The organism is Methanocalculus sp. (genome assembly GCF_029762515.1).
Lineage (GTDB): Archaea > Halobacteriota > Methanomicrobia > Methanomicrobiales > Methanocorpusculaceae > Methanocalculus.
On the sequence record NZ_JARVGN010000020.1, the window covers coordinates 1 to 11,467 of the forward strand.

The following is an 11,467-nucleotide window of genomic DNA, read 5'->3' on the forward strand; positions in this document are numbered from 1 at the left end:
CTGAAGATCTACGAGGCTGAGAAGATCGTCGACCATCACACCCTGATCATTCCGGGCCTTGCAGCACGCCTCTCCGGCGAGACTGAAGAAGTGAGCGGCTGGCGGGTGCTTGTCGGCCCGAAGGACTCATCCGGCCTGAAACGCTTTATCGAGGAGTACTGGCCGCCAAAGGACGACGAATGAAAGAGGAGTGCAGGGTAATCTTCCACCCCCTGAATACGGTCGTCTCCGTTTTGCCGGGGACGAACCTCCTCGCCGCACTCAGGAATGCGCACGTGCAGATCGAGAGCATCTGCGGGGGCAAGGGCGAGTGCGGGAAGTGCAGGGTGATCATCGAATCCGGGGATTTCAGAGAGAAGAGGCTCACCCAGAAGAACCATCTGACAACGGCAGAGCGGGAACGGGGGTACCGCCTCGCCTGTGAGATCTTCGTCACCGGAGACATGGAGGTGACGATCCCGGTCGAGAGCCGGATCGAGCGGCCGCAGATCCTCTGTGGGCTCTCCGGCGAATGCGACTGCGGCGGGATGGATCCAGCGGTCAGGCTGTATCCGCTTGAGATCAGATCCAACCCAACTCTTCCCCACGCAGGTACATCAATCCGCCTGAAAGAGTATTCAGGGAAAAGGCCTGCCATCAGCGATTCAGTATATCGGAAGATGCAGGAACCGGATACCGGGCTCGTGGCCGTTCTGACCGAGACAAACGGCTATCCCGAGGTGATTGATGCCATACCAAAGGAGAAGGCCGGCCCGCCCCTCGGCATCGCCCTCGATCTTGGGACAACAACGATCGCCTGTGCACTGGTAGATCTGGATTCCGGGCTTGTCATTGCTGAAGAGACCACCATGAACAAGCAGATCACCTATGGGGAAGAGGTGATCACCAGGATCGCCTTTGCCATGAAGGGTGACGGGCTCCGGATCCTCCAGCAGGCAGCAGCCGGGAGTATCAATGTCGCTATCCGGCGTGTTGCGGAGACTGCCGGTGTGGACCCGCTCGATCTGGTGGAGATTGCTGTTTCAAGCAATACCGTGATGAACCACCTCCTTACCGGAACCGATCCGGGATACCTGGAGCTGGCAGATGCCGATGTTCCCCGGAAGCCGTTTATCAGGAAGGCAGCATCGCTTGGGATATCGATCCATCCCGAAGCCTACTGCTTCTGCCTCCCGAACGTGAGCCGCTTTGTCGGTGGCGATGCGGTATCAGGGGTGCTCTCCTCTGGGCTGCACTGCGGATCGGATATCTCCCTCTTCATCGATCTCGGCACGAACGGAGAGATCGTGATGGGCAATAAGGACTGGATCGCCTCGATCTCCTGTGCATCGGGCCCCGCATTCGAGGGGGCAGGCGTCAGCTCCGGGATGCGGGCGATGCACGGTGCAATCGAGAAGGTGGCGATCGAGCCGGATACCGGGGAAGCGCATTGCATGGTGATCGGAGGTGGAAAGCCACGCGGCATCTGTGGTTCAGGGCTGATCGATTGTGTCACCGGGATGTTTGGAGCAGGCATCATTGACTTCAAGGGCATCCTCACCGACCATCCGCTCGTCCGGGAGGGGCACAATGGCCCTGAATACGTGGTTGTGAGAGCAGAGGATTCCCAAACAGGCAGGGATATCGTCATCACCCAAGCGGATATGGACTACTTCATGGACTCTAAAGCCGCCCTCTGCGGAGGGATCGGCGTGCTCCTGAAGAAATACCGGATGAAAGTGACAGATATCAGGCATATCTTCCTCGCGGGAGCGTTTGGGGCTTTTGTGGATATTCACAATACCGTTGCATTTGGGATTATCCCATACTTTCCCAATGCAGAGGTGCACCCGGTTGGAAACACCTCACTGAAAGGTGCATATGCGGCACTGGTATCGAAAACCAAGCGGAGGGAAGCGGAGAAGATTGCCGGTACCATGGTCTATATCGATCTCCTCGTTGATGTTGACTTTATCGAGGAGTATACCGCTGCCCTCTATATTCCGGGGAAGGAGGAGTATTTTCCAGGCAGAGTGGATCCGGCATCAGGACGGGAAACTGATGGAGAAGCGGATGGTGAGGAGAAGGGATTTTCCCGCTGAAGCTTTCAGAGGTGCAGAATAGTTACGTTTGGGAAGGCATATGATGAGGTAAAATGGAAATGGATGGTGATTTAGACATGAAGACATTGGTGACGATGGGACGGGGAGGAACAGGAAAGACGAGTTTTACGGCACTTGCGGCAAAGCACTTCATCGCAAAGGCTCAGACACCGATCCTCCTTGTGGATCTCGATCCTGACCAGAACCTCGCCGAGATGGTGGGGATCGATCTCGATAAGGAAGGCGTGAAGACGATTGCAGATCTCATCTCAGAAACTTTTATTAAGCGGGGCGGCACCACGACAGGGGTTGCACCCACTGAGCGGATTGAGAGCAGGATCTGGGAGGATGGCCTGTATGAAGGCGGTTCATTCGATCTCATCGCAGTCGGGACGAAGTGGGTGGAGGGCTGCTACTGCCTTCCTGACTCGGCACTGAAAGGAGCACTCGCAACGATTACGAAGAACTACCGGTATGTGCTGATCGACTCACCGGCAGGACTAGAGCACCTGAACCGGAAAGTGGCAAGCCAGGTTGACGATATCTTCGACATCATGGGACCCTCGCACAAGTCATTTGAGCATGTGAAACGGGCACACCGGATCATCAGAGAGGTGAAGATCGGGATGAACCGGTTCTTCATTGTGGGAGGATATCTCTTCCCGGAGTCAGAGGAGGAACGGGCAAAGACAACCCTCCCGCATGAGTATCTCGGGAAGGTGACACAGGACCCACTGGTGCAGGAGTATGTCCTCTCCGGCAGATCGCTTCTGGATCTCCCTGATGATACACCAGGCTATCTCTCGGTAAAGGAGATCCTTGGGAAAGCCGGGTACTGAAGAAAATATGGTTAGGCGAAGGGGGGGAAAAGGGAGGAAAGAAACAGAATGCCTTCCGGACTCTCCTTCGAGCGGTAGACTGAAGACCGATCACGTTTGAGGCATAATAGATGGATCTGCATGCTTTTTTCCGGGATGAAGCGATAGAGACGTACGGCGAGGCATCCCTCACCGCCCTCTCAGAGAGGGATAGGGGATATGTGAAGGAGTTCTTTCCTCCCGGTGAATCGGTGATCGTCTTCGGAGAGGCAGTTCCGGCTGAAGCATATTCCCTAAATGCAAGAGATCAGACGAAGATCATGCTTGGAATTGCAGAAGGGCTGAATGATGCCGCGATCCGGCTTGAGAGCATGCTCGATGGCGAGGGCATCCCGGCCCGGCATATCCCCCTCTATCTCCCGATCAGGATCGAGGATGGCCGGGTGCGGGGCGTGGTGCGGCTGAAGCAGGTTGCAGCTGCCGCCGGCCTTGGAGCACCGGGGAAGAGCACCCTGCTCCTGAACAGGGAGCATGGGGCCCGGCTGATTCTCTCCGGTGTTGTCACCGGAGAATCTAATCTTATCAAGACCAATAGCGTGCAGAAACAGGAGAACGCTGAAGATCACGCGAACCAGAACCCGGATATCTGTATTGGGTGCGGAAAATGCATCAAAGCCTGCCCGGCAGGTGCTATAGGCCCTGATGGTGTCGAGGTCTTCAGGTGCAGGACCATCAGCCCGTGGGTTCCGGGGCCGGTTGTCCCGATAGCAAAATGGCTGATCGGCAGGCAGCTCCTCCTCAGGTGCATAGCACCAATCGCCCCCTGGATTGCGAAGACGGCGACGATTCGGTGCAGCAGGTGTGTGACGGAATGCCCGGTTTTTGGGGGCAGGAATTGGACGCAGGAATAAAAGAGAAAATCCCAATTAACTGCATTTATCGTATTAGAGGGTATTTACAATAAGAATTTATGAATTTAGGCCATAGATGATCTGAACATAGGGATTTGTTCTCTTCGCAAATGACAAGACACTAAAAAAATCTCTAAATAACCTTAAAAGCACATATTCTCGATTTTATTGCATCTTCTGCCATTTTATGAGCCGCACCGTTAGGTTAATGACATGAGAGTTTAATGTTACAGACTGAGAACGGACGAACGCAAAGTGAACAATCCAAATGGACAGATAGGTAAAAAGGCCGTTTTCTGAAAGATATCCACCCAATAGATATTCAGGAGATGACAGTATGACCGACAAAAACAAGAGCCCTGCAATGGGCGAAGGAAATCCAATGATGAGTGGGAAAGGAAGAACGATCCAGGACTGGTGGCCAAACCAGCTGAACCTGAAGCTGCTTCACCAGCACTCCCCCCTCACAAACCCGATGGGAGAAGAGTTCAACTATGCCGAAGAGTTCAAAACACTCGACCTGAAGGCCGTCAAAGCAGATCTGAAGTCACTGATGACGGCTTCAGAAGAGTGGTGGCCTGCGGACTTTGGCCATTACGGACCCTTCATGATCCGCATGGCATGGCACAGCGCCGGCACCTACCGCAGTGGAGATGGCCGGGGCGGCGCCGGTTCAGCTCAGCAGCGGTTTCCACCCCTCAGCAGCTGGCCTGACAACGTCAATCTCGACAAGGCACGCCGGCTCCTCTGGCCGATAAAACAGAAGTACGGCAGAAAGATCTCATGGGCCGATCTTATGATCCTTGCCGGAAATGTTGCCCTTGAGTCAATGGGTTTTGAGACATTCGGCTTCGGTGGCGGCCGCAAAGACGTATGGGAGCCCGAAGAAGAAGTCTACTGGGGATCAGAAGAAGAATGGCTTGGTGACAAACGCTATTCCGGTGAACGGAACCTTGAAAACCCGCTTGCAGCTGTCCAGATGGGATTAATTTACGTCAATCCCGAAGGCCCTAACGGCAACCCCGATCCGGTTGCAGCAGCAAAGGATATCCGCGAGACCTTCGCCCGCATGGGGATGAATGACGAAGAGACCGTCGCTCTCATTGCCGGAGGACACAGCTTCGGAAAATGCCATGGTGCCGGTCCTGCAACCCATGTCGGCCCCGAGCCGGAAGCTGCCCCTATCGAGGAGCAGGGTCTTGGCTGGAAGAGCTGCTTTGGCACCGGGAAGGGTGGCGACACCATCTCAAGCGGCCTTGAAGTCACCTGGACGAACACGCCGACGAAGTGGAGCAACAACTTCCTCAGGATACTCTTCACTCATGAATGGGAACTGACGAAGAGCCCGGCCGATGCTCACCAGTGGAAGCCAAAGGGCGACGGAGGCGCTGGTACAGTGCCGGATGCCCACGATCCATCGAAGCGGCATGCCCCCTCCATGCTGACGACAGACCTCTCCCTCAGGTTTGATCCCATCTATGAGAAGATATCACGCCGTTTCTATGAGAATCCCGATCAGCTCACCGAGGCATTCTCCCGTGCATGGTTCAAGCTGACACACAGGGACATGGGGCCCCGCTCACGCTATCTCGGCCCCGAGGTACCGAAGGAAGATCTGATCTGGCAGGATCCGATCCCCGCCGTCAATCATAAGCTGATTGATGCAAAGGATATCGCCTCCCTCAGGGAGAAGATCCTCGCTTCCGGCCTCACGGTTTCGGAGCTGGTTACAACCGCATGGGCATCGGCATCCACCTTCCGCGGCTCTGACAAGCGGGGCGGTGCCAATGGGGCCCGTATCCGCCTTTCGCCGCAGAAAGACTGGGAAGTCAACCAGCCCGCCCGTCTGGCAAAGGTCCTCAAGACCCTGACTGAGATACAGGCTGCATTCAACAGTACACAGAAAGGTGGAAAGAAGGTATCGCTTGCAGATCTGATCGTCCTTGCCGGGTGTGCCGGAGTCGAGAAAGCGGCGAAGAATGCCGGACATACCGTGACAGTCCCCTTCTCGCCGGGACGAACTGATGCCTCACAGGAGCAGACCGATGTGGAGTCATTTGGCGTTCTTGAGCCGAAGGCCGATGGTTTCCGGAACTACCAGAAGACCCGCTATTCTGTATCGGCTGAGGAGCTACTTGTGGACAAGGCGCAACTGCTGACCCTGACTGCGCCTGAGATGACGGTGCTTATCGGCGGCATGCGTGTGCTGAACACCAACTACGGAGAGACCAAATACGGTGTCTTCACCACAAAACCAGAGACGCTCACAAACGACTTCTTTGTCAATCTGCTTGATATGAGGACCGGGTGGAAACCAGTCTCAAAGGATGCAGACATCTTTGAAGGACGCGATCGCAAAACAGGCGACCTCAGGTGGACCGGCACCCGTGTCGATCTCATCTTCGGATCAAATGCCCAGCTCCGGGCACTGGCCGAGGTGTATGCAAGTGAAGATGGAAAAGAGAAGTTTGTCTTAGACTTTGTGGCGGCATGGGCAAAAGTGATGGATCTGGATCGGTTTGATCTGGCGTGATTGAGGGTCAGAAGCATTGAGATAGTGGAAAACTTCTGAGGAGGATGGATCATAGAGGAACTGGAGAAAATCGCCGATAAAATGTGGATTGGATATTTGACAACAGATATCTGGCAGGAATGATTAATCCCTTTCCTTTTTTATGAATCATTGCAGGATTAAAAAACAGGATAGTCTGGACCATCTGCATTATGCAACGACACCGTGGATGAAAGCATCATTACAGGCTGCGATTGCCCGTTCTATCCCCCGATCCTTCTATCAGCCACTGCCAGACCGGCATGACATGAACCTTCATCCCATCGGGAGTGACGATCTCCTCCTCCTGGTTATAGGTGAGAATCGTGCCCTCTGAGAGAGCATGAGCCGCCATAGCCTGGGAGAGCCCTGCGATCTCACGGTCACGATCAATCGCATTCAGTTCATATGAGATCTGGAGCACATCTGTTGTGTGATCTCTCTCACGGATGATAAAATCGCATTCACCAGATTCTTTGAAGAAGAATATCTCCGCACCTCTCCTTCTCAGCTCGATGAATACCAGATTCTCTAACAAGCGGCCGGTATCCTGTGAAAAGCGGAATGCAATGGCATTTCTCATCCCGTTATCTATCACGTACAGCTTCTTCTGCCCTGCATACTGCCGTTTCAGGGAAGCATCGTATTTGTAGAGTTCAAAGACAAGATATGCTTCTTCCAGATAACCGATGTATGCCCTAACTGACATCGGACTCTTGATCTCAACTGCTTTTGCGAGTGAATTGTAACTGGCCTCCTTTCCCGCATTTGAAAAGACATACTGAACAAGCTGCTGGAATGCCTTTACCTCCCGTATACCAAACCGGGAGACAATATCGCGGTAGATGATATCATCATATGTCCGTTTCAGGTACTCCGGATCACCGAATTTCAAAAATTCGGGAAAGCCGCCCTCTTCAAGATAGCGATCAAAGGTTCTCAGGATATCGGCTTTCGTCTTCGAGGTCAGTGAACCGGCGTCTATCCCATGGAATGTAAGAAGCTCAGGGAATGAGAAAGGATAGAGTTCAATCTTTGCGTATCTGCCGGTAAGGTGTGTCCCAAGTTCTGAAGAGAGGAGGCGTGCATTTGATCCTGTCAGATAGATCTTGTACCCCTCATCATGAATGCGCCGGATAAACCGCTCCCATCCCGGGACATTCTGGATCTCATCGATAAAGATAGTCCGGGTATCTTTTGCAATCTTCTGAAAGATGATCATGAGCCGGGAGAAATCCGCGGCGCTAAAATCGATTAGCCGCTCATCATCAAAATTCATGTAATAATAGGAGTCATAGTGAGTGGCAAACTGACGCAGGAGTGTCGATTTTCCACACCGCCTCACCCCTGAGATGATAACGATCTGATCGTGCCGCATATACCTGCCGTACTCGATGGAACGGTTCACACCGGGATCCTTTGCTATGAATACCTCCTGTTGATCGAGGATGATCTCTTCAAGGGTGCGATCGGTTAACATGTATATTACCAATATTGATTTTACATCTATTTTGTATATTAGCAATATATACTTTCTGTCAACCTCACCAGAATACAATGAGCCCATTTGATGAGCCTATCCGTTCTCTCCACCCCCTCCCTTCTTCGTTAATATACTAATTAAAATACAAAACATGGAGAGTCATTCTTCTGTTCCAAAGACGATCTACCAATTATAATTAAAAGTAAATATATGGTAATTTTCGATGCAGTACTTTCATACGATAAGAAACAAGAGAGAGAATCTTGAAGAGCAAGAAATATACGCTTATCTTAATTACGTTATTAATAAATTACTTAAATTTTGATTTAAGTAACAACACCAAACCTGCAAATGGACCCCATACTTTCCTTAAACGTTTAGCTTCATTGTTTCGATAGTTTATTTTTGCCTTAGTTAATGCCATATCAACTGCCCATTTGACCTTTTCAGTTGTTTCATAAAAGTCTTCTAATTCAAATTTAGTAATAGATGCCTTTAATTCCATTTCTTTAATTTCATACTCTCGTTTTTTATTATCTGCTTCTTTTGGAGAGAGTTCGATTGTCTCAAGTTCTTTACATTTATTCATCCATTCATCTTCGAATTCAATAAATTGTAATTTCAATTGCTAACTCCTCCTCTAAAATGAATAACCACTTGTTTTTATAGACCTTTAAGATTGTTGTTAATATGATAAACCTATATAAAACGCAAGCCATAAATAAACCATAACCCCCTCCCTTTTTCTCCCATCCCCACCCATCTCTCTTTTAGATGATCGAATACGGCACGAATACCATCGGCAAATCCCTCACCGTCTTTGAGCCCGTCACCATCGGCTTTCCCTCCCGCGACTATATCGGGAAAGTTGATCACCCCGGCACCGTGATCGGCACAGGCGTGACACTCAGATCCGGCACCATCCTCTATGCCGACGTCACCCTCGGGGATCGCTGCAACACCGGCCACAATGTCCTGATCCGCGAGAAGACAACAATCGGGAATGAGACCTCGGTTGGCACCGGCACCATCATCGAGGGGAACTGTTCAATCGGATCCCACGTGAGCATCCAGAGCATGGCATTCATCCCAACCCACACAACTATCGGGGATCATGTCTTCATCGGTCCGCATGTCACCCTCACAAACGACCGCTACCCGCCATCAGGCAAACCCCGGCTTGAGGGGCCGGTGATCGAGGACTATGCAGCAATCGGGGCGGCCGCCATCATCCTCCCTGGCGTCACGATCGGACGGGGGGCGGCCGTTGCAGCGGGATCGGTTGTTACGCATGATGTACCGGCAGGGATGATGGCAGTCGGATCCCCGGCCCGGATCAAGTTGCTGCCGGAAGAGATGAAGAGGGGATAGAAGAGAATATAAGGAAACTTGTTACTTTCCGTACCGTTGATAGATTGTGCTTCTATGCCCTATTCCATCAACAAGAAGCACTTTTTCTGATTGATCAAGGAGCAGGATCACCCGGTATTCGCCAACCCTGAACTTATATTGTGGAGGATTCTTTGCTCCTTTCATCTTTTGAATATGGGCAAAAGGATCTTCCCTGATATCACCAATGGCATAAACAATCTTTTTGATGACCTCATTGGGAAGTTTAGAGAGATCTCTGTCTGCGGCTTTAGAATAATGGATTTCAAAGGTCATTTAAGGGCATATTTCTTTATAATCTCGTCTTCAGTCAGAGATTCACCCCTTCGGTATTCAGAGATGGCTTCCTTTGCCCTTTTTGCCCATCCTGAGCAGAGAGACGTATCCAGATCATCATGATCGTCGAGCAATTGTTCAATAACCTCCTCATACGACTCCCCTGGCCTCTTTATCTTATCCAGCCGGGTTTTTATCTCCGGTGAAACAGGGATTGAAACGCTCATATATATCCATCCTCCTCATACCATCATATATCTTTCACTTATATCAAAACTAATCGCCCAGACTTTTCCAGAACCAGATCCCACCGATCAGCTTGAATGAGAGGGGTCTCCCGCCCCCATTTTAGGGAGTACACTATGCCATATCATCGAAAAAGTGTACTCCCATGACACTTTTTCGATCCAAAAAGTGTACTCTGGCAACACTTTTATTATGTTGGAAGTGAAGAGATGACAGCATGGAGCGAAAGATATCTGCCAGGCTCAGGCAGTGGAAAGATGACCACAATCGTAAACCTCTTCTCCTGTATGGCGCCCGGCAGGTGGGAAAGACATACTCGGTTCTTGATTTTGGGAAAACACACTATGCAAATACAATCTATGTAAATTTCGAGGCAAATACAGAGGCAGCAAACATCTTTGCCCGTGATTTAAATCCGGAGAGAATTGTAAAGGAACTCTCTGCATTATATGCACAAACAATTCTTCCTTCTGATACGCTCATCTTCTTTGATGAAATCCAGGTATGCGAACGGGCACTGACATCCCTGAAATATTTCTGCGAAGATCAGGCTGACTACCACATTATCGCAGCCGGAAGCCTCCTTGGAGTTGCCCTGAACCGGGAGCAATACTCATTTCCTGTCGGAAAAGTCGAGATGCTTTCCCTCTATCCTCTGGATTTTGAAGAGTTCTTATGGGCGAATGGACGAACGGAACTTGCGGATCTGATCAGGGAGTCATACAATTCCAATACCAGAATGTCGCTGCATGAAACAGCTCTTGATCTCTTCCGGCTCTACCTTGTGGTTGGGGGGATGCCGGGTGCGGTTCTTGAATACAAGGAGCGTGAGGATATGGACTACCTTCATTCCGTCCAGAAAAATATCAGTAATGCTTATATCGCAGATATGGCAAAATACGCCGCTCCCGAAGAGACAGCTCGAATAATGGAGGTATTTCAGAGTATTCCCACACAGCTTGCAAAACCCAATAAAAAATTCCAATACCGTATCATCAAATCGGGGGCACGGGCAAATACCTATGATTCAGCACTCAACTGGCTGAAAGAATCAGGGATCATTATAATCTGCAATAAGGTCAATGAAGCTGTCCTGCCCTTAACGGTTCATCACGATCCATATTTTTTTAAGATCTACATGACCGATACCGGTCTCCTGTGTGCTCACTTCGGGCTACCTGCACATCTGATTCTGCAAAAAAGTTCACAGATGGACAGTATTAAGGGAGTCCTGACAGAAAACTATGTCTGTTTCGCACTCCGTGTAGCCGGTTATACCCCATATTACTGGGAATCAAAAGGAAATGCGGAGGTAGATTTTGTCATTCAGGGCAGATCCGGAAATATCATCCCAATTGAAGTGAAATCCTCAGGAAATGTCCGGTCAAAAAGTCTCACCCAATTTACCGAATACTATCATCCTGAATATGCCATCAGGATATCCTCAAAAAATTTTGGACTGGATAATGAGATACGATCAGTCCCTCTGTATGCAGTCCACTGTATCAGCGATTGAGGAAGATCTCCCCTCTACTCACTCACCCTTATTCCACGAGACCATCGCCGTCGTCCTGACAGATCGTTCATGGTACTTCCCCTCACTATCCTTCTCCAGCCGCTCCCTGAAGTGCCGGGTCACAAGATCGATGTCCTCAAAATCCGGTGCATGCATTGTGATCCACTGCTCTGCTGCCTCCTCAGGCGAATCGTAC

Annotated in this window: 10 protein-coding genes and 1 pseudogene; 7 read left to right on the forward strand and 4 right to left on the reverse strand. The window is 50.7% G+C overall.

Features of this window, described 5'->3' with window-relative positions; all coding sequences use genetic code 11:
• The 5 genes and pseudogenes from QCH34_RS01405 to katG all read left to right on the forward strand — a co-directional run.
• A pseudogene (locus tag QCH34_RS01405) lies at positions 1 to 183 on the forward strand (acetyl-CoA decarbonylase/synthase complex subunit gamma); the annotation flags it as partial.
• On the forward strand, positions 180 to 2,081 hold the full coding sequence (locus QCH34_RS01410) for an ASKHA domain-containing protein (RefSeq protein WP_300328874.1): 1,902 nt from the start codon (positions 180 to 182) through the stop codon (positions 2,079 to 2,081). The pseudogene QCH34_RS01405 and the gene QCH34_RS01410, both read left to right, overlap by 4 nt.
• Before the next feature lie 59 nt (positions 2,082 to 2,140).
• Positions 2,141 to 2,920, forward strand: coding sequence for an AAA family ATPase (locus tag QCH34_RS01415; RefSeq protein WP_300328877.1), 780 nt, complete (start codon positions 2,141 to 2,143; stop codon positions 2,918 to 2,920).
• A gap of 110 nt (positions 2,921 to 3,030) precedes the next feature.
• Positions 3,031 to 3,810, forward strand: a complete 780-nt coding sequence (locus QCH34_RS01420) for a 4Fe-4S binding protein (protein WP_300328879.1) — start codon at positions 3,031 to 3,033, stop codon at positions 3,808 to 3,810.
• 337 nt (positions 3,811 to 4,147) lie between these two features.
• Complete coding sequence (katG, locus tag QCH34_RS01425; protein ID WP_300328882.1) at positions 4,148 to 6,343, forward strand: catalase/peroxidase HPI; 2,196 nt, start codon at positions 4,148 to 4,150, stop codon at positions 6,341 to 6,343.
• 220 nt (positions 6,344 to 6,563) lie between these two features.
• Here katG and QCH34_RS01430 read toward each other — a convergent pair whose 3' ends face one another.
• Both QCH34_RS01430 and QCH34_RS01435 read right to left on the reverse strand, forming a co-directional pair.
• Positions 6,564 to 7,841 (reverse strand): ATP-binding protein, encoded by a 1,278-nt coding sequence (locus QCH34_RS01430; protein WP_300328885.1) that lies wholly within the window; start codon positions 7,839 to 7,841, stop codon positions 6,564 to 6,566.
• Between the two features lie 313 nt (positions 7,842 to 8,154).
• Positions 8,155 to 8,469 (reverse strand): hypothetical protein, encoded by a 315-nt coding sequence (locus QCH34_RS01435; RefSeq protein WP_300328888.1) that lies wholly within the window; start codon positions 8,467 to 8,469, stop codon positions 8,155 to 8,157.
• Positions 8,470 to 8,618: 149 nt separating this feature from the next.
• On the opposite strand from QCH34_RS01435, the gene QCH34_RS01440 reads away from it, so the two are divergent.
• Complete coding sequence (locus QCH34_RS01440) at positions 8,619 to 9,215, forward strand: DapH/DapD/GlmU-related protein (protein ID WP_300328891.1); 597 nt, start codon at positions 8,619 to 8,621, stop codon at positions 9,213 to 9,215.
• 21 nt (positions 9,216 to 9,236) lie between these two features.
• Here the strand turns inward: QCH34_RS01440 and QCH34_RS01445 are convergent, their stop codons facing one another.
• On the reverse strand, positions 9,237 to 9,509 hold the full coding sequence (locus QCH34_RS01445; protein WP_300328894.1) for a type II toxin-antitoxin system RelE/ParE family toxin: 273 nt from the start codon (positions 9,507 to 9,509) through the stop codon (positions 9,237 to 9,239).
• Positions 9,506 to 9,736 carry an antitoxin VapB family protein gene (locus tag QCH34_RS01450; protein WP_300328897.1) on the reverse strand — a complete coding sequence of 77 codons (231 nt, stop codon included), beginning with the start codon at positions 9,734 to 9,736 and terminating at the stop codon, positions 9,506 to 9,508. Before QCH34_RS01450 ends, QCH34_RS01445 begins: the two co-directional genes overlap by 4 nt.
• 236 nt (positions 9,737 to 9,972) lie before the next feature.
• Here QCH34_RS01450 and QCH34_RS01455 point away from each other — a divergent pair, with 236 nt between their 5' ends.
• Entirely contained in the window at positions 9,973 to 11,271 is a 1,299-nt protein-coding gene (locus QCH34_RS01455; RefSeq protein WP_300328901.1) for an ATP-binding protein, read from the forward strand.
• Positions 11,272 to 11,467 lie beyond the last annotated feature (196 nt).

What these genes read in the sequence shown, in the direction of transcription:
- QCH34_RS01410 (WP_300328874.1), top strand. Translation starts at nt 180, where the DNA reads ATGAAAGAGGAGTGCAGGGTAATCTTCCACCCCCTGAATACGGTCGTC.
- QCH34_RS01415 (WP_300328877.1), top strand. Translation starts at nt 2,141, where the DNA reads ATGGATGGTGATTTAGACATGAAGACATTGGTGACGATGGGACGGGGA.
- QCH34_RS01420 (WP_300328879.1), top strand. Translation starts at nt 3,031, where the DNA reads ATGGATCTGCATGCTTTTTTCCGGGATGAAGCGATAGAGACGTACGGC.
- katG (WP_300328882.1), top strand. Translation starts at nt 4,148, where the DNA reads ATGACCGACAAAAACAAGAGCCCTGCAATGGGCGAAGGAAATCCAATG.
- QCH34_RS01430 (WP_300328885.1), bottom strand. Translation starts at nt 7,841, where the DNA reads ATGTTAACCGATCGCACCCTTGAAGAGATCATCCTCGATCAACAGGAG.
- QCH34_RS01440 (WP_300328891.1), top strand. Translation starts at nt 8,619, where the DNA reads ATGATCGAATACGGCACGAATACCATCGGCAAATCCCTCACCGTCTTT.
- QCH34_RS01445 (WP_300328894.1), bottom strand. Translation starts at nt 9,509, where the DNA reads ATGACCTTTGAAATCCATTATTCTAAAGCCGCAGACAGAGATCTCTCT.
- QCH34_RS01450 (WP_300328897.1), bottom strand. Translation starts at nt 9,736, where the DNA reads ATGAGCGTTTCAATCCCTGTTTCACCGGAGATAAAAACCCGGCTGGAT.
- QCH34_RS01455 (WP_300328901.1), top strand. Translation starts at nt 9,973, where the DNA reads ATGGAGCGAAAGATATCTGCCAGGCTCAGGCAGTGGAAAGATGACCAC.